Source organism: Candidatus Tisiphia endosymbiont of Neophilaenus lineatus (genome assembly GCF_964264975.1).
GTDB lineage: Bacteria > Pseudomonadota > Alphaproteobacteria > Rickettsiales > Rickettsiaceae > Tisiphia.
Window position 1 is genome coordinate 267,583 of the sequence record NZ_OZ183649.1, and the last position, 22,116, is coordinate 289,698.

35 protein-coding genes and 3 tRNA genes are annotated in these 22,116 nt (G+C 33.2%); 33 read left to right on the forward strand and 5 right to left on the reverse strand.

Translation table 11 applies throughout. The annotated features are described in order from the left end of the window. The first annotated feature begins 239 nt into the window (after nt 1-239). Complete coding sequence (locus ACFE3K_RS01615) at nt 240-395, forward strand: hypothetical protein (protein WP_341755302.1); 156 nt, start codon at nt 240-242, stop codon at nt 393-395. An 11-nt stretch (nt 396-406) separates the two neighbouring features. On the opposite strand, the gene rlmB is transcribed toward ACFE3K_RS01615, so the two are convergent. After that, nucleotides 407-1,129 (reverse strand): 23S rRNA (guanosine(2251)-2'-O)-methyltransferase RlmB, encoded by a 723-nt coding sequence (gene rlmB, locus ACFE3K_RS01620; RefSeq protein ID WP_375359096.1) that lies wholly within the window; start codon nt 1,127-1,129, stop codon nt 407-409. Nucleotides 1,130-1,721: 592 nt separating this feature from the next. Here rlmB and ACFE3K_RS01625 point away from each other — a divergent pair. The 31 genes from ACFE3K_RS01625 to rpsT all read left to right on the forward strand — a co-directional run bounded on the left by ACFE3K_RS01625 (nt 1,722) and on the right by rpsT (nt 17,971). Then, nucleotides 1,722-1,807: transfer RNA gene (locus tag ACFE3K_RS01625), tRNA-Tyr, on the forward strand. Between the two features lie 20 nt (nt 1,808-1,827). Further along, nucleotides 1,828-1,901, forward strand: a tRNA-Gly gene (locus ACFE3K_RS01630). 84 nt (nt 1,902-1,985) lie between these two features. Next, nucleotides 1,986-3,170: an elongation factor Tu gene (tuf, locus tag ACFE3K_RS01635; RefSeq protein WP_375359097.1), complete on the forward strand. Its 1,185-nt coding sequence runs from the start codon at nt 1,986-1,988 to the stop codon at nt 3,168-3,170. Between the two features lie 131 nt (nt 3,171-3,301). Continuing rightward, the gene (gene rpsJ / locus ACFE3K_RS01640) at nt 3,302-3,625 is read left to right on the forward strand and encodes a 30S ribosomal protein S10 (protein ID WP_375359098.1); all 324 of its coding nucleotides are present in this window, start codon (nt 3,302-3,304) and stop codon (nt 3,623-3,625) included. Then, nucleotides 3,625-4,275 (forward strand): 50S ribosomal protein L3, encoded by a 651-nt coding sequence (gene rplC / locus ACFE3K_RS01645; protein WP_375359099.1) that lies wholly within the window; start codon nt 3,625-3,627, stop codon nt 4,273-4,275. Before rpsJ ends, rplC begins: the two co-directional genes overlap by 1 nt. Nucleotides 4,276-4,280: 5 nt before the next feature. After that, nucleotides 4,281-4,904, forward strand: coding sequence for a 50S ribosomal protein L4 (gene rplD / locus ACFE3K_RS01650; RefSeq protein WP_341748173.1), 624 nt, complete (start codon nt 4,281-4,283; stop codon nt 4,902-4,904). Next, nucleotides 4,901-5,200: a 50S ribosomal protein L23 gene (rplW, locus tag ACFE3K_RS01655; protein WP_341748174.1), complete on the forward strand. Its 300-nt coding sequence runs from the start codon at nt 4,901-4,903 to the stop codon at nt 5,198-5,200. Before rplD ends, rplW begins: the two co-directional genes overlap by 4 nt. Further along, on the forward strand, nt 5,201-6,022 hold the full coding sequence (rplB, locus tag ACFE3K_RS01660; RefSeq protein ID WP_375359100.1) for a 50S ribosomal protein L2: 822 nt from the start codon (nt 5,201-5,203) through the stop codon (nt 6,020-6,022). Nucleotides 6,023-6,035: 13 nt separating this feature from the next. After that, on the forward strand, nt 6,036-6,314 hold the full coding sequence (rpsS, locus tag ACFE3K_RS01665; protein ID WP_341748176.1) for a 30S ribosomal protein S19: 279 nt from the start codon (nt 6,036-6,038) through the stop codon (nt 6,312-6,314). A 2-nt stretch (nt 6,315-6,316) separates the two neighbouring features. Next, the gene (gene rplV, locus ACFE3K_RS01670) at nt 6,317-6,676 is read left to right on the forward strand and encodes a 50S ribosomal protein L22 (RefSeq protein ID WP_375359101.1); all 360 of its coding nucleotides are present in this window, start codon (nt 6,317-6,319) and stop codon (nt 6,674-6,676) included. A gap of 3 nt (nt 6,677-6,679) precedes the next feature. Next, entirely contained in the window at nt 6,680-7,339 is a 660-nt protein-coding gene (gene rpsC, locus ACFE3K_RS01675; RefSeq protein WP_342271302.1) for a 30S ribosomal protein S3, read from the forward strand. Nucleotides 7,340-7,354: 15 nt separating this feature from the next. Continuing rightward, nucleotides 7,355-7,765, forward strand: coding sequence for a 50S ribosomal protein L16 (gene rplP / locus ACFE3K_RS01680; protein WP_341748179.1), 411 nt, complete (start codon nt 7,355-7,357; stop codon nt 7,763-7,765). After that, nucleotides 7,758-7,970: a 50S ribosomal protein L29 gene (rpmC, locus tag ACFE3K_RS01685; RefSeq protein ID WP_375359102.1), complete on the forward strand. Its 213-nt coding sequence runs from the start codon at nt 7,758-7,760 to the stop codon at nt 7,968-7,970. The genes rplP and rpmC overlap by 8 nt, the downstream gene beginning before the upstream one ends. A gap of 4 nt (nt 7,971-7,974) precedes the next feature. Then, a complete protein-coding gene (gene rpsQ, locus ACFE3K_RS01690) occupies nt 7,975-8,220 on the forward strand; it encodes a 30S ribosomal protein S17 (protein WP_375359103.1) in 246 nt (81 codons plus the stop codon). A 102-nt stretch (nt 8,221-8,322) separates the two neighbouring features. Next, nucleotides 8,323-8,691 (forward strand): 50S ribosomal protein L14, encoded by a 369-nt coding sequence (rplN, locus tag ACFE3K_RS01695; RefSeq protein ID WP_375359104.1) that lies wholly within the window; start codon nt 8,323-8,325, stop codon nt 8,689-8,691. After that, nucleotides 8,691-9,023 carry a 50S ribosomal protein L24 gene (gene rplX, locus ACFE3K_RS01700; protein ID WP_375359105.1) on the forward strand — a complete coding sequence of 111 codons (333 nt, stop codon included), beginning with the start codon at nt 8,691-8,693 and terminating at the stop codon, nt 9,021-9,023. The genes rplN and rplX overlap by 1 nt, the downstream gene beginning before the upstream one ends. 2 nt (nt 9,024-9,025) lie before the next feature. Beyond that, the gene (rplE, locus tag ACFE3K_RS01705) at nt 9,026-9,565 is read left to right on the forward strand and encodes a 50S ribosomal protein L5 (protein WP_375359106.1); all 540 of its coding nucleotides are present in this window, start codon (nt 9,026-9,028) and stop codon (nt 9,563-9,565) included. 18 nt (nt 9,566-9,583) lie between these two features. Continuing rightward, on the forward strand, nt 9,584-9,889 hold the full coding sequence (gene rpsN / locus ACFE3K_RS01710) for a 30S ribosomal protein S14 (protein WP_375359108.1): 306 nt from the start codon (nt 9,584-9,586) through the stop codon (nt 9,887-9,889). A 267-nt stretch (nt 9,890-10,156) separates the two neighbouring features. Further along, entirely contained in the window at nt 10,157-10,555 is a 399-nt protein-coding gene (gene rpsH / locus ACFE3K_RS01715) for a 30S ribosomal protein S8 (protein WP_375359109.1), read from the forward strand. Between the two features lie 9 nt (nt 10,556-10,564). Then, the gene (gene rplF / locus ACFE3K_RS01720) at nt 10,565-11,098 is read left to right on the forward strand and encodes a 50S ribosomal protein L6 (RefSeq protein ID WP_375359110.1); all 534 of its coding nucleotides are present in this window, start codon (nt 10,565-10,567) and stop codon (nt 11,096-11,098) included. A gap of 16 nt (nt 11,099-11,114) precedes the next feature. Beyond that, a complete protein-coding gene (gene rplR, locus ACFE3K_RS01725; RefSeq protein WP_375359111.1) occupies nt 11,115-11,468 on the forward strand; it encodes a 50S ribosomal protein L18 in 354 nt (117 codons plus the stop codon). Nucleotides 11,469-11,483: 15 nt separating this feature from the next. Further along, nucleotides 11,484-12,038, forward strand: coding sequence for a 30S ribosomal protein S5 (rpsE, locus tag ACFE3K_RS01730; protein ID WP_375359112.1), 555 nt, complete (start codon nt 11,484-11,486; stop codon nt 12,036-12,038). Between the two features lie 354 nt (nt 12,039-12,392). Beyond that, the gene (rpmD, locus tag ACFE3K_RS01735; protein ID WP_375359113.1) at nt 12,393-12,602 is read left to right on the forward strand and encodes a 50S ribosomal protein L30; all 210 of its coding nucleotides are present in this window, start codon (nt 12,393-12,395) and stop codon (nt 12,600-12,602) included. 20 nt (nt 12,603-12,622) lie between these two features. Beyond that, complete coding sequence (rplO, locus tag ACFE3K_RS01740; RefSeq protein WP_375359114.1) at nt 12,623-13,078, forward strand: 50S ribosomal protein L15; 456 nt, start codon at nt 12,623-12,625, stop codon at nt 13,076-13,078. A 3-nt stretch (nt 13,079-13,081) separates the two neighbouring features. Further along, on the forward strand, nt 13,082-14,383 hold the full coding sequence (gene secY / locus ACFE3K_RS01745; RefSeq protein WP_375359115.1) for a preprotein translocase subunit SecY: 1,302 nt from the start codon (nt 13,082-13,084) through the stop codon (nt 14,381-14,383). Nucleotides 14,384-14,478: 95 nt separating this feature from the next. Next, on the forward strand, nt 14,479-15,117 hold the full coding sequence (locus ACFE3K_RS01750) for an adenylate kinase (RefSeq protein WP_375359448.1): 639 nt from the start codon (nt 14,479-14,481) through the stop codon (nt 15,115-15,117). Nucleotides 15,118-15,178: 61 nt separating this feature from the next. Continuing rightward, nucleotides 15,179-15,556 (forward strand): 30S ribosomal protein S13, encoded by a 378-nt coding sequence (rpsM, locus tag ACFE3K_RS01755; protein WP_375359116.1) that lies wholly within the window; start codon nt 15,179-15,181, stop codon nt 15,554-15,556. A 12-nt stretch (nt 15,557-15,568) separates the two neighbouring features. Next, nucleotides 15,569-15,955, forward strand: a complete 387-nt coding sequence (gene rpsK, locus ACFE3K_RS01760) for a 30S ribosomal protein S11 (RefSeq protein WP_375359117.1) — start codon at nt 15,569-15,571, stop codon at nt 15,953-15,955. Nucleotides 15,956-15,970: 15 nt separating this feature from the next. Beyond that, a complete protein-coding gene (locus ACFE3K_RS01765) occupies nt 15,971-16,990 on the forward strand; it encodes a DNA-directed RNA polymerase subunit alpha (protein ID WP_375359118.1) in 1,020 nt (339 codons plus the stop codon). A 273-nt stretch (nt 16,991-17,263) separates the two neighbouring features. Further along, entirely contained in the window at nt 17,264-17,683 is a 420-nt protein-coding gene (gene rplQ, locus ACFE3K_RS01770; protein WP_341748196.1) for a 50S ribosomal protein L17, read from the forward strand. Between the two features lie 24 nt (nt 17,684-17,707). Then, entirely contained in the window at nt 17,708-17,971 is a 264-nt protein-coding gene (gene rpsT / locus ACFE3K_RS01775; protein WP_341748197.1) for a 30S ribosomal protein S20, read from the forward strand. A gap of 558 nt (nt 17,972-18,529) precedes the next feature. On the opposite strand, the gene ACFE3K_RS01780 is transcribed toward rpsT, so the two are convergent. Continuing rightward, nucleotides 18,530-18,700: a hypothetical protein gene (locus ACFE3K_RS01780; RefSeq protein ID WP_375359119.1), complete on the reverse strand. Its 171-nt coding sequence runs from the start codon at nt 18,698-18,700 to the stop codon at nt 18,530-18,532. A gap of 22 nt (nt 18,701-18,722) precedes the next feature. Here ACFE3K_RS01780 and ACFE3K_RS01785 point away from each other — a divergent pair, with 22 nt between their 5' ends. Then, nucleotides 18,723-19,433, forward strand: coding sequence for an IS6 family transposase (locus tag ACFE3K_RS01785; RefSeq protein ID WP_375359120.1), 711 nt, complete (start codon nt 18,723-18,725; stop codon nt 19,431-19,433). Between the two features lie 212 nt (nt 19,434-19,645). Here the strand turns inward: ACFE3K_RS01785 and ACFE3K_RS01790 are convergent, their stop codons facing one another. The 3 genes from ACFE3K_RS01790 to ACFE3K_RS01800 form a co-directional block, all read right to left on the reverse strand. Beyond that, on the reverse strand, nt 19,646-20,923 hold the full coding sequence (locus tag ACFE3K_RS01790; RefSeq protein WP_375359449.1) for an APC family permease: 1,278 nt from the start codon (nt 20,921-20,923) through the stop codon (nt 19,646-19,648). Nucleotides 20,924-21,252: 329 nt separating this feature from the next. After that, a tRNA-Glu gene (locus tag ACFE3K_RS01795) sits at nt 21,253-21,327 on the reverse strand. A gap of 260 nt (nt 21,328-21,587) precedes the next feature. Continuing rightward, complete coding sequence (locus ACFE3K_RS01800) at nt 21,588-22,049, reverse strand: outer membrane protein assembly factor BamE (RefSeq protein WP_375359121.1); 462 nt, start codon at nt 22,047-22,049, stop codon at nt 21,588-21,590. Nucleotides 22,050-22,116 lie beyond the last annotated feature (67 nt).

Consider the following 22,116-nt stretch of genomic DNA (forward strand, 5'->3'; position numbering starts at 1 on the left):
ATATAAGAATTATTAATTCTTATATCGCACTCATACAATAAAAAAACCATGATCAATATAACATGATCAGTTATATATAGTGGTAGGATGGGTAAACTGTATGTCGAATTGAAGCTTTGAATTTTAAAGACTTCATACCTCAGCAAAGACCCATCCTGTTTTGGATAAAGACTACGAACGGATGTCATAAGGTTTAAACCTTGCATATCCTATTATTAATATAAATCATGAGGCTCTATATGACAACAACTTATATTGGTGTGGACGTTAGTAAAAAAACTTTAAATAGTCAAATTATAATAGCCCTAGCGGATCATTTTCAAATATCACTAGATGAAATGATTGGTAGAATTCCTCCTACTAAAAATATGGATTCCTTACCGAAGAGGGAATGACATCAAGAGTCTCATGAAATTAAATAAAACGCTATTGCAGCAGCATTTGAGACATTTAAGCTTTCTACTTTACTTGAAATGGGTATTTTAACTAAGTGATCACATGCTTCTTTAACTAGACGTCTGATTCCTTTATCTTCAGAACCAAGTACTATTGCCATTTTATCTGAAAATATTTTTGTACTTAAAGATTGTTTTGCATTGCCATCAAGACCAATAATCCAAAACCCATGTTTTTTTAGATATTCTATTGACCACCTTAAATTAGTGACTTTAACCATTTGTACTACTTCTAAAGCTCCAGAAGCTGTTTTTGCTATGGTAGCATTTTCATCAGGTGCATTATCTAGAGGTAATATTATGGTCGTGATGTCAAAAGAAGCTGCGCTACGAATAATAGCACCAATATTTTGTGGATCGGTTATTTGATCCAAAATAGCAACTTTACAATTAGGAATAGTTATGTCAATATCTTCAATACGATTAGAGAAGATACTTTTAACGTTAGCGGCTATTCCCTGATGATTATGATTTGAACCAAAAAGACTGGTTAAGTAATCTATGTTGGTAATCTCATATGGGTGGTTAGAGATTAAATTTTTGTGCAAATTGAAAATATCTTCTGTACATAAAACATTTTGAATATAACGTTTTGGGTTGCTTAATGCTGCAAATACTGGATGTTTGCCGTATATATAGTGCAAATCTTTAGAAATTTTAGCTTTATTTCTCATCTTATTAGAACCTAGAGTAATTTATTCTTGACACAAACTACTATTTATTATAGAAAGTTACAACTGATAAACGTTCTGAAGTAATGTAAGTTTAATATTAGCTTATTTAGGTTCTGTGAACGTTTCTATCTAATGGTCGATTTCGTCGTTATTTTCGTTCTCGAATCCTCACGTACATTTAGTACGCTACGGTTCTACGAGCGAAAATGCCTATAAATCTACTCATTACATAGAAACGTTCACAGAACCTAGGATAGTTCAAGAGAAAAGAGCCGGGGTCATTTGAGTTTCAGCTTTATAACAAAAAATATGTTCTTCCCATGTAGGCAAGTCCATGATACCTAACAGCCATTTAGGTTGTTTTTTGAATTGCTGCCGCGGGAAGGATATCGAGACTTCTTAAGTTGATACCCATGCGATGTGCATGGAATAATACTGATGTATTAAAGGGTTGTATCCTTATTTATAAAGGATTGTAGCCCGAAGTTCAAATGTCCTTGGAAAAGAGCAAAAAAGATTTGTTGGTACTTATACTAAGTTATATATATGCTTTACGTTTAATTAGACCATTTAATACTTGCGTAAATTCTTTGGAGGAATGGCCGAGTGGTCAATGGCAGCAGACTGTAAATCTGCCCGCGTGAGCGTACGAAGGTTCGAATCCTTCTTCCTCCACCACAAGTTGGTTAGGTAGATACGCGGGTGTAGCTCAATGGTAGAGCTCCAGCCTTCCAAGCTGGTCACGTGGGTTCGATTCCCATCACCCGCTCCAAGAGTATTGGTGATAATTGGAAATTGGATAAATTTGTATTTTTATGTTAAATTGTATTAAATCTTAAATTGTGGAGAATGAATTATGGCAAAGGTAAAATTTGAAAGGGATCTACCCCATTGTAATATAGGTACTATAGGACACGTAGATCATGGTAAGACTTCTTTAACAGCTGCAATAACTTTAGTGTTATCAAAAGAAGGTGGAGCACAGGCTACTAATTATGATGACATTGATAAAGCTCCTGAAGAGAGGGAAAGGGGTATAACTATTGCTACTGCTCACGTTGAATATAGAACTAAAAAAAGGCATTATGCTCACATTGATTGTCCTGGTCACGCAGATTATATAAAGAATATGATAAGTGGTGCAGCTCAAATGGATGCTGCTATATTGGTAGTATCTGCTGCTGATGGTCCAATGCCCCAAACAAGGGAACATATATTGCTTGCTAAGCAAGTTGGCGTACCTGCAATAGTTGTATTTTTGAATAAAGTTGATATGGTTGATGATCCAGAATTGCTTGACTTAGTAGAAATGGAAGTCAGAGAACTTTTATCAATGTATGATTTTCCTGGAGATGATATACCAGTTATCAGAGGTTCAGCTTTACAGGCTCTAGAAGGAAAACCTGAAGGTGAAGCTGCGATTAAAGAGTTGATGAATGCTATTGATGAATATATACCTCAACCTAAGAGAGATACAGATAAACCTTTCTTAATGTCGATAGAAGATGTATTTTCTATTTCTGGAAGAGGTACGGTTGTTACTGGTAGAATCGAAAAAGGTATAGTAAAAGTTGGTGAAGAGGTAGAGATTGTCGGTATAAGAGATACTCAAAAAACTACTTGTACTGGTGTGGAAATGTTTAAGAAGCTATTAGATCAAGGTGAAGCCGGTGATAATGTTGGTATATTACTGCGTGGAACTAAAAGGGAAGATGTATGCAGAGGTCAGGTGTTAGCTAAGCCTGGAAGTATAACTCCGCATACTGAGTTTGCAGCTGAAGTTTATGTACTTACCACGAAAGAAGGTGGTCGTCATACAGCATTTACAGATAAATATCGACCACAGTTTTATTTTAGAACGACTGACGTAACTGGAGAAATCACTTTGAAAGATGGTAAAACAATGGTGATGCCTGGTGATAATGCGAATCTGAAAATTGTATTGATCGCTCCGATAGCTATGGAAGAGGGCGTACGTTTTGCTATACGTGAAGGTGGTAGGACAGTAGGAGCTGGTGTAGTATCAAAGATTATAAAATAATAAGAAATAGTCATCCTGAAAAAGTTCAGGATGACTATTTTTTTAGGGTTAGGCAAAATATGTTTAATTAGAGTAAGTCTATTAAAGAATGTGCTTTGACTGGTCTAGCTGTTTATAAAAAGGTTTAGTTAATGAAAAATAATCAAAAAATCAAAATTTATTTAAAGTCGTTTGATCACCGCTCGCTTGAGCAAGGTACTAGAGAAATAGTAGGGGCTGTTAAAAGAACCGGTGCTGATATAATTGGTCCAATTCCGTTGCCAAGGACAATTGAGAGATTTACTGTTAATAGGTCTCCGCATGTCAATAAAAAATCAAGGGAGCAATTTGAGATTAGAATTCAGAAAAGACTTTTGATAATAAGTTATCCAACTCCTCAGACTGTTGATGCTTTAAAAACAGTTGATTTGCCTACTGGTGTTGATGTTGAGATTAAGTTAGAGAGTGTTGAGTGATGAGAACCGGTTTAATTGCTAAAAAAATTGGTATGAGTTCAATTTTTAATGAAAAAGGTGAGAGATCTACCGTTACTTTTCTACAAGTTGAAGATTGCCAAGTAGTAGGACAAAAGACCCTAGAAAGGGATGGCTATAATGCTTTGGTTATTGGGGTAAAAGATAAAAAATTATCTAAAGTAACAAAACCAATGAAGCAGGTATTTGCTAATGCTCAAGTTACGCCAAAGGAAAAATTGAAGGAATTTAGAATTTCTGAAGCTTGTTTCCTTGATATAGGTTTTGTATTGCATGTGGATCATTTTGTTATTGGTCAGTTTATAGATGTTGTAGGTACTACTATTGGTAAAGGTTTTGCTGGTAGTATGAAAAGGCATAATTTTAGAGGACTTGAAGCTTCACATGGTGTATCTGTGTCTCACCGTTCGCATGGTTCTACTGGTGGTAGACAAGATCCTGGTAAAGTATTTAAGAATAAGAAAATGGCTGGTCACATGGGAAATACAAGAGTTACTATTCAAAATTTGAAAGTAGTCGATACTGATATGGAAAAAAGCATAATCATAGTTAGTGGAAATATTCCCGGTTCAAAACGATCTTATGTCTACATTAAGGATGCTATTAAGAAAACTATTACAGCTATAGGATAAACTATATGAAAGCCAAATTATTAAATCTTGAAAATGAAGCTGTTGGTGAGATTGATTTAGATAACGAAGTTTTTGCTGTAGATTTTGTTAGGGAAGATATTATCAAGCTTGTTGTTGATTGGCAGAGAGCTAAAGCTATGGCTGGTACACATCAAACAAAGACAGTGTCGCAAGTATCTGGTACTACAAAGAAACCTTTTAAGCAAAAAGGTACGGGTAATGCAAGGCAAGGATCTTTAAGATCTGTCCAAATGAGAGGTGGTGGAGTTTCTCACGGTCCAGTAACAAGGAGTCATGCTACAAAATTACCAAAAAAAGTTAGAAAACTTGGTTTAAAACATGCTTTATCAGAAAAATTGGCTGAGGGAAAGCTGCTAATAGTAGATTCTTTAAAATTACATGAATCCAAAACTTCTAATCTTATAAAATTATTAAATAATTTTCATGGTAAAAGTTATTTTATTGTTAGTGGTGATGAAGTTGATATCAATTTTTCTTTGGCAGTACAAAATATTCCAAATACTATTTCAGTACCGCAAATTGGTGCAAATGTTTATGATATAATACGCCATGATTATGTTTTGTTATCACAAGAAGCTGTAGATGCTTTAGAAAAGAGGTTAAAGTGAAGTCTTATAAACATTATGATATTATTAGGAATCCTGTGATCACTGAGAAGACCAATATTTTATCTGAGCAACAAAATAAGTTTACTTTTCATGTTGCTGGTAGTGCTGAGAAAGCTTCTATCAAGATGGCTGTTGAAAAGATTTTTCAGGTTAAGGTTAAAAAAGTTAACATAATGAATGTAAAAGGTAAGAGAAAAAGATTCAAGGGTGTTAATGGCAGACAATCAGATAAAAAGAAAGCAATTGTGACGTTAGAAAAAGATTATACTATTGATTTTACTGGGGGTATTAAATAAATGGCTTTAAAAAAGTTTAATCCAGTTACTCCATCCCTTAGAGAATTAGTACAGGTTGATAAATCTGATCTTTGGAAGGGTAAGCCTCATAAACCTTTAACTAAAGGTTTATCTAAGACTGGTGGTAGAAATAATTTGGGTAGAACCACTTCTTGGCATAGAGGAGGAGGGCATAAAAGACTTTATCGTATAATCGATTTTAAAAGAAATAAACAGGATATATTTGCCACTGTTGAAAGAATAGAATATGATCCTAATAGAACTTCCTTCATTGCTTTAATTAAATTCGATGATGGTGAGTATTCTTATATTTTAGCACCACAAAAGCTTATTGTAGGAGATAGAATAGTATCAAGTGATAACACTGACATAAAAGTAGGAAATTGTTTATCTTTGAAATCTATTCCTGTTGGTACTACTTTACATAATGTAGAAATGAAAGTTGGTAAAGGTGGTCAAATTGCAAGATCTGCTGGTACTTCTGTTAATTTAGTAGGTAAGGATTCGGGTTATGCACAGATCAAGCTTCGATCTGGAGAATTTAGATTGATACCGTTAGATTGTAAGGCTACCATAGGTGTTGTTTCAAACCCTGATCAAAAAAATACCAAATTAGGTAAGGCCGGAAGAAATAGATGGCTAGGTTGGAGACCACATGTTCGTGGTGTTGCAATGAATCCAGTCGATCACCCACATGGGGGAGGAGAAGGAAAAACTTCTGGTGGTCGCCATCCAGTGACTCCATGGGGTTTCCCAACTAAGGGTAAGAAAACACGTAAGAATAAGCTTACATCAAAATTTATTATTAAGAGAAGAAAGTAATTAGGTAGTAATTATGGCTCGTTCAGTTTGGAAAGGACCTTTTGTAGATGGTTATCTGATAAAAAAAGTACAAAAATTGATTGAATCTGGTAAATCAGAAATGATTCAGACTTGGTCTAGAAGGTCAACAATTTTACCATTTTTTGTTGGAATAACATTTGCTGTACATAATGGAAATAAATTTATACCTGTTACTGTAAGTGAAGAAATGGTTGGTAAAAAATTAGGTGAATTTTCTCCAACTAGGACTTTTCATGGTCATGGCACAGATAAAAAAGTTAAGAGAAAATAGATATGGTGAAGGTGAATAAAGGCTCTACTACAGCAATTGCTAAGTCTCTTAGAGTGAGTCCGAGGAAATTGAATTTGGTTGCAACTTCTATTAGGAATATGAAAGTGTCTGAGGCTCTAATTCAGCTTACCTTTTCCCCTAGAAGAATTGCTCAAGATGTAAAAAAATGTTTACAGTCTGCTGTTGCTAATGCTGAAAATAATTTTGGTTTAGATATTGATACTTTGTTTATTACTTCTGCAACTGTAGGTAAGGCGTTGGTGATGAAAAGAATTATGCCAAGAGCTAAAGGAAGAGTAACAAGGATTAATAAATTTTTTAGTAATTTATATATTACAGTTACTGAAGTTGAGGGGAAATAAGATATGGGGCAAAAAGTTAATCCGCATGGCTTTAGAGTTGGTCCGACATTAATTAAAGGTTGGGACTCGGTGTTATATGCTGATAAGAAGCAGTATAAAGTCCTTCTTATCCAAGATTTAGAGGTTAGAAATCTAGTTAATAAGAACTATGTGCAAGCACAAGTTAGTAGAGTATTAATAGAGAGGTCTTCTAATAAGAATGTTATAATTAATATTTTTGCTAAAAAGCCTGGAGTTATTATAGGTAAAAGTGGTAACGACATTGATAAATTAAAAAAATCTGTCCAAAAAATTACGGGTTTAGAAGAAATATATATTAACATACATGAAGTAAAGAAGCCTAATATAGACTCTAACATTATTGCTCAAACGATTGCTATGCAGCTTGAAAAAAGAGTGTCTTTTAGAAAAGCTATGAAAACCGCTATCCAAGCATGCTTTAAGCAAGGAGGGTTAGGTATAAAGGTTGCTTGTTCTGGACGTTTAGCTGGAGCTGAAATAGCGAGAACAGAGTGGTATAGAGAAGGTAGAGTACCTTTACATACTTTGAGAGCTGATATTGACTATGCGACTGCTGAAGCTATGACAACTTATGGAGTTATAGGTATAAAGGTTTGGGTCTATAGGGGTGATCATGTGGAAAATAGAAAGAAACATAATTAATTTTGAAGTAAAATAATGTTAGCTCCGAAAAAACAAAAATTTAGAAAAGCACATAAGGGGAGAGTTTCCTCAAAAGCAAAGGCTGGTACTATGCTAGCTTTCGGTTCTTTTGGCTTGAAATCGTTAGATGGTTTAAGGGTTACCGCAAGACAAATAGAGGCAGCAAGAAAGGCTGCAGTTCGTTGTATGAAAAGGCAGGGGAGATTATGGATTAAAATTTTTCCTGATTTGCCTGTGTCAAAGAAGCCTGCGGAAGTTAGAATGGGTAAAGGAAAAGGTTCTACTGAATTTTTTGCAGTGAGAGTATCACCTGGAAGAATTATGTTTGAAGTGGAAGGGGTTACAGATGATATAGCGACGAAAGCACTTGAGCTTGCTAGTGCAAAATTGCCTGTAAGAACAAAGATAGTGAGGCGTTATGAATAATTTAGGGGTATTAGCAAAGGAATTGGTTGGGCAGACTACGGAAGAGCTTCACAAAAAGAGAATTTTGTTTAAAAAAGAGTTTTTTAATCTACGGTTTCAAAGAACATTAGGTGAATTACAAAATACTAGCAGGTTTTCTTTTGTAAAAAAAACAATAGCTCGTATTAATACAGAGTTAACTATAAGATCAAAAACTGGAGAATAGGGAAATGCCGAAAAGAGTGCTACAGGGCGTTGTTGTAAGTTCAAAAACTGATAAGACTATTACAGTTAAAGTAGAGCGTAGGTTTAAGCATCCTATATACAAAAAAATTGTAAAAGTCTCTAAAAAATATGCTGCTCATGATCCAGAGAATACTTATAAGGATGGTGATAAGGTTAGTATAGTTGAAAGTCGTCCTATATCTAAAACTAAGTCTTGGATGGTGTTAGGGGATGTAAAGGTGTCTCTCTAATGATAGGTTTGGTTGTCACAGCATGGTGAGTTTTATTCTTTGACTTTGTTATTTAGATTGTTTATTTTGTTGCGTTATTAAATTCTCAAGTGGAAGTAAGTTATGATTCAGATTCAGAGCATCTTAGATGTTGCGGATAACTCTGGTGCTAAAAAAATTATGTGTATTAAAGTGCTTGGTGGTTCACATCACATGATAGCAAATCTTGGGGATGTCATTGTGGTATCTATAAAAGAAGCTTTACCAAGCGGAAAAGTAAAAAAAGGTGATGTACATAGGGCTCTAATTGTTAGAACAAAAAAGGGTGTTAGAAGGGCAGATGGTAGTACAATTAAGTTTGATTCTAATGCAGCAGTACTTTTAAATAAGCAAGGAGAACCAATAAGTACAAGAGTTTTTGGTCCTGTAACTAGAGAATTAAGGGCAAAAAAATTCGTTAAGATTATGTCACTTGCAGAAGAGGTGTTGTAATGATTAAGCTAAAAATTAAGAAAGGTGATGAAGTTATTGTTATCACTGGAAAAGATAAGGGAAAAAAGGGTAAGGTCTTACAGGTTTTGCCTGAGCAAAATAGAGCTATTGTTTCGGGTATAAATATTGTTCGCAAGCATGTTAAGGCGAGTAAAACAAGTGAAGGTGGCATAGTGTCAAAGGAATTATCCATACATATATCCAATGTTGCTCACATAGATCCTAAAACAGGTAACCATACAAAAGTTGCTTTTAAATTTCTAGAAGATGGCTCTAAAGTAAGAGTAGCTAAGAAGTCTGGTGAAATTATTAGTAATAAGGAAGGTAAGTAATGTTGCTCAGGTTTAAAGATTTATACACTAAGGAGATTGTACCAAACTTACAGAAAGAGTTTGCGTACAAGAATAAACATCAAATGCCTAAGGTTGTAAAAATTGTTGTTAATATGGGTGTTGGTGAGACGGTTGCAGATTCTAAGATAATTAATAATGCTGTCAATGATCTAACTCTAATTTCAGGACAAAAGCCTTTAGTAACTGAGGCCAAAAAGTCTATTGCTACTTTTAAGCTTCGTGAAGGTATGAAAGTTGGTTGTAAAGTTACTCTGCGCAAAGATAGAATGTATGATTTTTTAGAGAGATTAGTAATCGTTGCTCTACCGCGTATTAAAGAATTTAGAGGTTTCTCAAGCAAAAGCTTTGATGGTAGAGGTAATTTTACTTTTGGTATAAAAGAACAGATTGTTTTTCCAGAGATTAATTACGACAAGATAGATGTAATTCGTGGTATGGATATCACGATTGTTACAAGTGCTATGAATAATGAAGAAGGTAAATTATTACTTTCTGGCTTTAATTTACCTTTTTATAATTAATTTTTAGAAGAAAAATAGATGGCTAAAGTAAGTTCTATAAAAAAGAATAATAGAAGAAAAAAGATGGCACAAAGTTTATATAACAAGCGTGCTAAATTAAAGGACAAGATTTACGATAAAACTTTATCTTTGGAAGAAAGATTTTCGTTAGTGATGGTTTTAGCTAAGTTACCTAGAAACTCAGCTATGAATAGAGTTCGAAATCGGTGTGAGCTTACTGGACGTCCAAGAGGAGTGTATAGTAAATTTGGTCTATCGCGAAATAAGCTGAGAGATCTTGGTAGTAAGGGATTAGTTCCTGGTTTGATTAAAGCAAGTTGGTAAAATAGCTTGAATTCAATATAACTTATTATATCGAATTCAAGGGTTAAGTAGAAACAATCAGGTTTGAAGCGGTTCAGTACCTGATTGTTAAAATGTAATATTCTATTCAATAGGTGGTTTTAATAATTAAAATCACCCATTGAATGATGAAAAAAGTTGAAATGTACTCGTAAAAGTCGCTTCAAGGGTACACTTTTTCTTATAACAAAGCCAATTCGATATAAGAATTTTTATATCGAATTGAGGTTAAAATAGTAGGTTTATCGTATGTCAATGACAGATAATATAGCGGATATGTTGACTAGAATTAGAAATGGTCAAAAAAGTAAATTGATGAATATATCTCTACCTTGTTCAAAAATAAAATGTGCTATTTTGGATGTTTTAAAAAAAGAAGGTTATATAAAAGAGTATGTAGTTGTCAAGGATGGTAATATAAGTCATATTGAAGTGGATCTAAAATATTCTGTTAATGGAAAACCTGCTATATGTGAAATAAGTAGAGTTTCAAAACCAGGTAAGAGGATTTATTCTTCTATTGATAAATTAAAAGGATATTATAACAATATGGGTATTTATATTCTTTCTACTTCTAGAGGAGTTTTATCAGATAGAGAAGTACATAGCCAAAAAATTGGCGGTGAAGTAATTTGTAAAGTGTTTTAAGGTATAAAGATGTCACGTATTGGAAAATTACCAGTCCCTGTGCCTGAAGGGGTGAAAGTTGAACTTGATGGGTTGAAAGTTAATGTTGTTGGTCCCAAGGGAGAATTAACAAAAACTTTCGCAGGAAATATAGCAATTTTATTGCAAGATAATCAGCTTTTTGTAAAACCATTAGCAGAGACTAAAAGTGCTAGATCTATGTGGGGTACGGCACGAAGTATAATAAATAGTATGATAAAAGGTGTTAAAGAAGGTTTTACAGAAGAGCTTGAAGTCAATGGCGTTGGTTATAAGGCTTTGGTGAAGGATAAATATTTAAACTTAATGCTTGCTAAAAGTCATAATACTAAAGTAGAAATACCTCAAAATATTAAAGTTACCACTCCTAAACAAAATCAGATTATATTGGAAAGTGTTGATAAAGAAAAATTAGGTCAGTTTATATCAATTATTATAAAGCAGAGACCACCTGAACCATATAAAGGTAAAGGTATTAAACGCAAAGGTCAATATGTTCAGAGAAAAGAAGGTAAGAAAAATTAAAATTTAAGAGTTCAATATGCGTAGTTCAAAGTTAAAGTTTGATATAAGAAAGGCTAGAGTAAGGTCTAAGATATCAAAATCAAACAGACTCAGGCTGTCTATTTTTAAGTCTGGAAAGCACATATATGCACAAGTCATAGATGACAAACAATCAATAACTATTGCATCTGCTTCGACTTTAGATAAAGAAATTAGACAGTTAAAAAAATCCAACTGTAATATTGGTACAGCCACGAAAGTAGGTGATTTAATAGGCGAAAGATCATCGCTTAAAGGGGTGCAAGAAGTTGTATTCGATAAGGGTGGTTATAAATATCATGGTGTTGTTAAGGCTTTAGCTGATGCAGCAAGAAAAAAAATGAAATTTTAATTTTAGGTTTAAGAAATGGCTAAAGCTAAAAAAAATACGGGTGAAGCACTAACAGAAACTTTGGTGGATGTAAACAGAGTTACTAAAGTAGTAAAGGGGGGTAGAAAATTCTCTTTTTCTGCTTGTATTGTTGCTGGTGATAAAGCCGGTAAGGTTGGTTATGGTCATGGCAAAGCGAAAGAGGTAACAGAAGCTAGAGCTAAGGCTACTCAAGAAGCAAGGCAAGATATGATTAAAATTCCTCTTTATCAAAATAGGACTATTCATCATGATGTCATTGGTAAAAGCGGAGCAGCTAAAGTCATTTTAAGGAGAGCCAAAGCCGGTACTGGTGTTATCGCTGGCGGTGCTATGAGGGCAATTTTTGATTCTTTAGGAGTTCATGATATTGTTGCCAAATCTTTGGGTTCTAGTAATGTATATGCGATGATTGCTGCAACTTTTGATGCGTTATCTCAACTCTCTTCTCCAAAGAATATTGCTGAAAGGAGAGGAAAAAGAATAAATGAGATATCAACTAAATCTACAAAAGGGCAACAAATAATATCAGAACCAAGTGTGCAAGTTTAAGTAGTGTAATAGTCCTTCCAGCGTAGGCTCATGAGTGTCAACTTAAGAAGTTTTGATTTGGTAGGTAGCAGAATCTAAAAAATAAAGAAAAATGCATTCTTAAAATGATTTTGTGAATATATTTTAAACCTTAAGCTAATTTTAAAAGATTAAAATCATGTTTTTAGCAAAATATTAATTTAACAATCAGATGCAGAGCCGTCTCAAATCTGATTGTTTCGATAATTTCACCGAATTTGGGATAAGAATTGACAAATTTTTATCCCAAATTTGCGTGTGAATGGGGCTTTGAAGCAACGGGCTATAGTGAGTCTTTATATTTAAAGTAAAGTAATAATTGGGTTGTAGGAATTTATGAGTAGTAATCAAGAAAAAGTGAATGAGGTAAAGGTTAAAGTTACCCAAATTGGTAGTAGTATAGGTCGTAAATATGATCAGGAAGAAACCTTGGTAGGTTTAGGTCTAAATAAAATGCATAAATCTGTTATTTTGAAAGATACACACTCTGTTAGAGGGATGATCAAGAAGGTACAACATTTGTTAAAAGTAGAAAATATAAATTAGAATAAATTAGAGTTTAGAAAATGAAATTAAATGAGTTATATAACAATTTTGGTGCCAAGAAAGATAAAAAAAGAGTAGGTCGCGGTATTGGTAGTGGTAAAGGTAAAACATGTGGCAGAGGTGTTAAGGGACAGAAATCTAGATCTGGTGTAGCTATCAAAGGTTTTGAAGGGGGGCAGATGCCTATGATTAAAAGATTGCCAAAGAGAGGCTTTAACTGTCCTAGTTCTAAGAAATATAGTGTAGTAAATATTGCTGATATAGAATTTTTAATAGCAGAAAATCGTTTGAACTCAACAGAAGTTGTAACAAAGGATAGATTAGTTGAAGTCGGGTTAATTAAGAATACTAACTTATTGGTTAAGTTATTATCTGTTAGCAGTGGTGATTTTAATAGTCCCTTATCATTTCAATTAGATGCTTATTCTAGCTCTGCTAAGAAGTTAATAGAACAAGTTGGTGGTCAAATATTGTAATTTATGAGTTTAAATTCCACACAAAAATCTAATAAAGACTTAGCTAATAGGATTATTTTTACTATTTTGGCTCTTATAGTATGTAGATTTGGGTCATTTATTCCTATAGCGGGTATTGATTCGGTTGCATTAAGCAGCGTGGCTGAACAAAATCAATCGGGTATACTTGGTATGTTTAATATGCTATCTGGGGGATCCCTAGGTAGAATGTCTATTTTTGCTTTAGCAATTATGCCATATATAACTGCTTCAATTATCATTCAATTAATGTCAATAGCCTACAAGCCTTTAGAGAATTTAAAAAAAGAAGGTGAGGTTGGTAAAAGGAAAATCAATCAATTATCTAGGTATTTAACTGTTTTATTAGCTTCTTTTCAGGCATATGGTGTTGCAGTAAGTTTGGAACATGTTGTGACTAATGTAGGTTCAGTAGTTATTATACCGGGGCTTTTTTTTAAGGTTACTACCGTTATTACTTTAGTTGTAGGTACTATGTTCTTAATGTGGCTTGGTGAACAGATTACTGGTAGAGGTATTGGTAATGGATCGTCCTTAATTATATTTATAGGTATAGTGTCGGGTGTACCAAGTGGTATTATAAGCATGTTTGAGTTGTCAAGAAGTGGTGGTTTGTCTCCGATAGTAGTTATGGCTATTTGTTTAGGAGTTATTGTAATTATAGCTATAATAATTTTCTTTGAGAAGGCACAGAGAAAAGTTTTGGTACAATATCCAAAAAGACAAGTTGGTAATAAAATTTATGGTGGTGATTCGACTCATATGCCTCTTAAACTTAATACTTCTGGGGTAATTCCGCCAATATTTGCTAGTTCGATTTTATTGTTTCCTGTGACAATAGCTAATTTTTCTAGCAATAATTCAGAAATTATGAGTTTATTAACTTTCCATCTAGGGCATGGGAAGCCTTTATATATTTTGTTGTATGTTGCGTTGATAATGTTTTTTAGTTTTTTTTATACAGCAGTAGTTTTTAATTCAGAAGAAACAGCAAATAACTTAAGAAAATACGGGGCATATATTCCTGGCAAAAGACCTGGTAAGAATACTGCGGAATATTTTGATTATTTGTTAACTAGGTTAACTGTAATAGGTGGTATATATCTTAGTTTTATATGTATAGTTCCTGAAATGTTAATGAATAAATATGCCGTATCTTTTGCCTTAGGGGGTACAAGTTTTTTAATTGTTGTTAATGTTGTTCTAGATACATTTGTACAAATTCAAACTCATTTATTTAGCAGTAAGTATAAGGGATTAATTAAAAAAATGAAGTTAAAAAACTAACTTATATTATAAAAAAACAATTCTTTAAAGCAAAAATTATACATTTTAACTTAGTGGAGGGTATATATTATGTTATGTTTAAAGAAGAGTGTCAAATGATTATAGTGCTTATAGGGTCTCCTGGTTCAGGGAAGGGAACTCAAGGGCAGTTATTGGCAAGAAAGTTAAATTTACCTCATGTGTCTACTGGTGATATATTCAGGCAAATGGTAAAGATTAATAACAAGGATGGTTTGTTAATTAAAGAGTATATGGCACAAGGAAAACTTGTCCCTCCTAAATTGGTGAATAATGTAGTTAAGGAGTTTTTAACTCAGGATATATATAACAACGGTTATGTTCTAGATGGTTATCCTCGTAATTTAGAGCAAGCGAATTTTCTAAGAATGTTTGCTAATCAAAAGATTAAAGTTGTGTTTTTTGACATAGACGATCAAGTGATTATCAAGAGGATTCTAGGTAGGTTTAATTGTGAAAATTGTGGACAAATTTATAATAGTTATTTCATTAAACCTAAGGTTGATAATGTCTGTGATGTTTGTGGATCAGATAAATTTATGCACAGACAAGATGATGATGAACAGACTATTACGCAAAGAATAGAAGAATATAAAATAGAAACTTATCCGTTACTTAACTATTATAGAGATAATAGTGAATTCTATGTTGTTGATGCAAATAAGGATAAAGAAGAAGTAGAGCTTGTTTTATATAAAGTATTAAAAATGATTTGACTTTAAGGGATATTTTTATATTATTCCCTTTTGGTTATTATCGAAATTTTGGAGATTATTTGTGGCAAGAATAGCGGGTGTTAATATTCCAGCAAACAAAAGATTAGTAGTGAGCTTAACGTATATTTATGGGCTTGGTTTTTCTGCTGCAGAAGAGATTTGTCGAAAAACTGGAATATCTGAAAGTAAAAGGGTCAAAGACTTAACAGATCAAGAGCTTATTATTTTACGTAATATTATTGAAAAAGAATATAAAGTAGAAGGTGATTTAAGAAGAGAGGTGAACCTTAATATCAAGAAGAAAAAGGATATTAGAAGTTACCAAGGTCTTAGACATATAAGAAAGTTGCCTGTTCGAGGTCAGAATACTCATTCTAATGCTCGAACAAGAAAAGGTAAAGCTGTTGCGATTGCCGGTAAGAAAAAAGTTACAAAGTAATATGGTATAATGATGAGTCAGGCTAATACTAAGGTCAAGAAAAAAAGAAAAAATATCACTCTTGGTGTTGTTCATATAAAGACAACTTTTAATAATACTATTGTTACTTTTACGGACATGCAAGGTAATGCTATAGCTTTTTCAACAGCAGGTACACATGGTTTTAAGGGGGCTAGAAAAGCTACGCCTTATGCTGCTCAAATAACTGTTGATAAAGCCTCAGAAGTTGCAAAAGAACACGGTCTGAAAACTGTTTCAATTAGAGTGCAAGGTGCAGGGGCTCAAAGGGAATCGGCTATGCGTGCGGTATTTAGTCAAAATTTTATAGTTACGTCAGTTTTAGATGTTTCATCTGTTGCACATAACGGTGTTAGAGCACCAAAAAGAAGAAGAGTATAGGGGCATAGGTAAATAATGTTATCATTAAATAAAAACTGGAGTGCATTAATAAAACCTTCTAAGATAGTTTATGACAGTCCTGATAAGAGTAGTAATATAGTAAAAATTGTGGTTGAACCTTTAGAGAGAGGCTTTGGTTTAACAATAGGTAATGCTATGAGGCGAATTCTACTCTCATCTCTTCAGGGTGCTGCAATAACATCAATAAAGATACTAGGGGTGGTGCATGAATTTTCTGCTATACCTGGGGTTAAGGAAGATTTAGTTGATGTAGTTTTGAATCTTAAGTCTGTGGTCGTTAAGATGCATTCTTCGGAAAGAAAGATTGTCAGATTAAGTGCTACTGGTCCTTGCGTTGTAACTGCTGGGATGATTGGAACAGGGCATGATGTGGAGGTACTAACCCCTAACCATGTGATTTGTACTTTGGCAAAAGGGGCTCAGCTTGAAATGGAATTAGTGTGTGAGACAGGAAAAGGGTATGTTCCCGCTGCAATCAGCGTTGGTTCGGAATTAGCGATTGGTGTTATCCCAATAGATGCGTTATTCAGTCCTGTAAGAAAGGTTACCTATAAAGTTGATAATACACGTGTTGGTCAAGTTACAGATTATGACAAATTGATTATGACCGTTGAAACTAATGGTAGTATTTCTCCGGAGATGTCTATAGCACTTGCTGCTAGAATTCTGCAAGATCAGTTACAATTATTTATTACATTTGAAGAACAAACAGAAGATAAACAGGATAAGTTAGAAGAATTAGTATTTAATCCAGTGTTGTTGAAGAAAGTCGAGGAATTAGAATTATCTGTTAGATCTCAGAATTGTTTAAAAAATGAAAATATAATTTATATAGGTGATCTTGTTATCAAAACAGAAGCAGAAATGCTTAGAACTCAAAACTTTGGTAGAAAGTCTCTTAATGAGATTAAGGATATATTATCAGGCTTTGGTTTAAAATTTGGTATGGACATACCAGGATGGCCTCCAGAAAATATTCAGGAACTATCTAAGCGTTATGAAGATCCATATTAATAAAACCTGAATTAGATGTAACAGGTTATATCTAATTCAGGGATACATATAGAAACAATCAGGTTTGAAGCAGTTCATCACCTGATTGTTAAATATTAATTTGCTAATAATCTTAATTTTTATATGATATAAGAATAAGATTATTTAGTGGTAATAGATTAAAATGCATTCGTAAAATCCGCTTCAAGAATGCATTTTTCCTTATAACAAGCCAATTCGATATAAGAATTAACAATTCTTATATTGAATTGAGGTTAATAAAAAGGTAATAACATGCGACATAAAATTAAGGGTAGAAAGCTTAATAGAACAAGTAGTCATAGACAGGCGATGTTTGCTAATATGGCTGCTGCACTTGTGATGAATGAGCAAATAAAAACAACTTTACCTAAGGCTAAAGAGCTTAGACCATATATTGAAGTACTAATAACTAAGGCCAAGAAATCTGATTTAGCGACTAGAAGAATGTTGCTTGCTAAAATCAAAGATAAAGTTGCTACTGAAAAACTTATTAGTGTTTTAGGTAAAAGATATAGTGAACGTCCAGGTGGTTATACTAGGATAATAAAGGCTGGTTTTCGTTATGGAGATATGGCATCAGTAGCTTATATTGAGTTCGTTGATAGAGATGTAAATAGTAAAGGCTGTATGACCCCAAAAGTAGAAAGTCATAACCATGAAGAACAAAACTAATAAATCTGTAGGAAAATAATAAATATGGCTAATCATTCATCAGCAAAAAAGGCAATAAGACAAACAATAAAAAAAACTTTAATAAATAAGAATAGGTCAAGTAGAATTAAAACATATATAAAAAAAGTTTTGCAAGAAGTTATTAGTGGCTCAAAAGAATCAGCTAAATTAGCTTTGACTGTTGCACAATCTGAAATAATGAAAGGTGTAACAAAAAACATTATCAAATTAAATACAGCCTCACGTAAAATCAGTAGATTATCTCAAAAAATTAAAAATATGAATTAGCTTCTAGCTTCTTGTGTATGCCTTTTATGTAATACCAATCTCGATGAAAGATAGTTTAATAGCCTAGGATGTATTATCCCTGCCTTATTACTATTACCCACATTCTAGATTTGTGGGGCGTCGTATATGACGTCAGTAGGTTCAAATATACGACTTTTAAAAGATGTAGGTAATAGTAGGTATGCAAGTGAGGATTCGAGAACAAAAAGGAGTGTTCACGAATAGATTCCTTTTGGTAATTTTGTTGTCAAAATTTGCTTTCGTTCCTCATGGACATATTATGTACTGTTTGTGGTTACTTGGCTACTCTTTTACTCAGAAATTCCTCAAAAATTATTCAATTTGTGGGTACTTCCTAAAAATAATGAACATATAGACTATAGAAATGAAACCTTTACAGAAGCTAGATAGAAAATGTATGCAAGGACCTAGGTTCTGTTGACAAGAATTATAACGTAACCATATTAAAGTTCCAACGAAATTTAGAAAAGCTAAGAAAGTGGCTGGAGCCTTATCAAATCTAGAAAATATACGCCTAAAATGTTTGATTTTACCAAATCAGCACTCAATTAAATATCGTTCCTTATAAGTATGTTTATCATATTCACGTTGTACTTTACGGTTAGATTTTGGTGGTATAACAATCTCACACGGCACCGTCAAGTTAAGAGAAATGTAAATTAAGTATTGAGCAAATGTAGGGAATAATTTATAGATTATCAGTGACAATTGTTACCTAAATTTCAGTGCTATGTGTATTATTCAATCCCCAAAGAGACATCGTTTTCCAGTAATCATTATTAGCCATGCAGTATGGTTATATCATCGATTCAATAATAGTTACAGAGATGTACAAGAACAGATGGCCTATCGAGGTATTATTTTAAGTCATGAGACAGTAAGATTTTGGTGCAATAAATTTGCGGTTTATTTTCAAGATGTTATCAGAAAGCGAGAGAGGAAACCAACTGATAAATGGCATTTAGATGAGATGAATATTAAGATTAAAGTCGAGGTATTTATATTATGGAGAGCTGTTGACTCTGAGGGGCATGAATTAGAAGTATTACTGCAGAAGCGTCGTAATAAAAAATCAGCTATTCGTTTTTTATCAAAATTATTGGGTCATTATCCAGCTCCAAGAGTAATTGTTACTGATAAGCTCAGAAGTTACATTAAGCCGATTAAGCTTATGTGCCCTAAAACTGAGCATCGCACTCATAAAAGACTAAATAATCGTGTTGAGAATGCTCATCAACCAACTAGGCGCAACGAGAAGATATTAATTAAATTTAAGCATCCTAATTCAGCCCACTGTAAATTATCACTGATGGGAAAAGTCAGAAATATATTTGCCGTAAATGTTGGAAGATATAGTAAAACAGCAATTGAGCAAAGAATTGCATTTGCATCAGCTAAATCCATTTTGGACGAAGCCACTCAAAGACTTCTTGCTGCCTGAAATCTAAAAATATAGCTCTTTTTGATACTATTTTACTTAACTTGACGGTGCCCTTAGTGCTGCTAAATTATATTGTATAATTAAAGTGCCGTGATTTAGTTTATGATCTTTTTGTAATTGCTGAGTAGTAATAGTTAAAAGCGTCTTGTTGGTAGGGAGCTACATCCTTGTAATAATAGTGTAGTTAACAACAATATACAAAATTTAAGCATTTATTGCCTTTTATACCAAAGAAAATAAACCGGTACTCCGCTTAATATAAATGAGATAGCTGGTATTATGACCTTTAATGGTGTCTCACAAATAATCCATAGGCAAAAAGCAATTGATCCGAAAGCAATTAACCATTTATATAGTGAAGATTCTTCTAACTTTGCTAGCAGTAATTTTAAAAAAGCTACACTACAGGCTAGATATACAAATAAAAAAGAGATAACTGAAAAACTAATTATTGCGGTAACTTGTTCTGACAAATCTTCATTTGTTGTACTAATCAATAATAATAATATTCCAATGCAACTTACAAACAAACTCCAAATTGGAGCTCCATTTTTATTTTTCTTAGCAAAAAAAGATGGCATTAAACCGTCTTGTGCTAATCCTAAAGCAATTTGTCCGCTGATTAATACCCAAGCATTTAACGTTCCAATGCAAATAATTGAAGCAAGCAAAGAAATAAGTAGATGCCACTGACCGCTAAAAATTATTTGAGTAGCATCTACATAAGGGGCGTTAGAATGTATCAAATCTTCTCGTGGAATTAAACCAATTATTCCAATACTATTAATAAGGTATAAAATAGCCACACAGAGTGTACCCATTACTATTGCTCTTGGTATTGTTTTTGATGGGTTAATTACTGAACCAGCTTGAGCAGTTGCTGACTCTACACCAATAAATCCCCAAAATGTCAGTAACGTTACTTCACCAAGAATTTGAGAAAAAGTTAAATTAGTCATTCTCTTATCCATAACAAAATTATTACTATCAAACTGATATAATGCTACAACTGGTATTATTATTAATGGAATAAATTTTAACATTGCTAGTATAAATTCAGCACGCCCCGCTACTCCTATACCTTTAAAATTTAGTAACATAACAGCAAATAACAATAATATTTGCAGAATTAAGCATATAAAACTATTATGCACACCAATTAAAGGTGTTAAATATGTAACAGCTGAAATAACTACTACAGCTGTACTAACCCATGAAATAATCCAATAAATCCAGCCAGTGAAGAATGCTACATCATTGCCAAATGCCTGCTTTAAATAAACATGAGGTCCACCTGTTTGTGGAAATCGTGCACAAAGTATACCAAATAAAAGTGCTATTATTATGGCACCACAGGAAGATACTATCCATCCAACTAAACTAAAAATACCAAATGGGGCTAAACCTGCTGGTAATATCAAAATAGCAGTGCCAAGTTGGCTACCAATAACTAAACCCAAAACTGACCAAAAACCAAGCTTTTGTGACATGTAATCTTGTGACATATAATCCTTAAGGTGTAGTAATCATAAACTTTACATAAAAAAATAAAAACTTGAAAAGTGATCTATCACTTTTCAAGTTTTTGCAAGCAATATATTACATTCGACAATTATATTGTTGTTTCTTACGACCGCATATAGCTTTGCCTGCGTAGATCATGAGTAGGTTATTCCTAGCTAAAAGCGGGAATCCAAAAAATAGCCTGCAAAGGCTATTAGATATTATAGATTTCCGCCATTGCTAAGAATGACATACTAGTGATCGACGTTGACAAAGTCTACGCAAGGATGACATCATTTTTACCACATAAAGATACTGGTGACCCCTACGGGACTCGAACCCGTGTTTTCACCGTGAAAGGGTAACGTCCTAACCACTAGACGAAGGGGCCATAAACTCTTTGGTATAGCTAACCAAAGAAAGTTTTAGCCATAGCAATGGTGATAGCCTTAATGTCATTCCCACGTAGGTAGCGGAATCTAAAAAAATAGCCTAAAAGACTATTAGATATTATAGATCCCGCTACCTTCGCAGGGATAACATTTAACTAAGATATCAACATGCAACTAAAACATTCTCAGATTATCTAATATTCTCAGAATCAGAGCGTTCTAGTTTATACAGTATCTATGAAATATTGCAAGTATGATTTTATCGTTTCTTCTTATTTTTTCCGTCGGTAGTTTTATTAAACCTACCAATATTTTTTACAAACTTTTGTAGTCCATTTAATTCTGTACCATAAGTTTTAGTATATTCTTTAATTAACATTATATCTTCTTTATGTGAGTCATTAAGTACTAAAACTTCTTCAATTATATCATTTTTATTAAAAGTAATTCTTACTATTCTTTGTTCAATCACTTTTGGTTTAAACCATGTTCTCCTAGCTAAAGAACGTTGAATATAATACCAAGTATTCGGTGTATAGTCAGGTATAATTGTTGGTGTGCCAATTAAATCTTTTACCTCGGACTTACTAAGCCTCCTCTTCTCAAGCGTAGGTAATAAATTATTATCTACATACTGCCCTCTTGATTCTATAGTTTGACAACTACATAATGTAAAGAATATTGATGAAACAAGAAAAGTCCGAATTATAAAAAATTTCATAAAATTTATGTTTGAAATACCTAGATTTTGCAATGGAAGTATAATATACTGCTTAATCGATTTGACA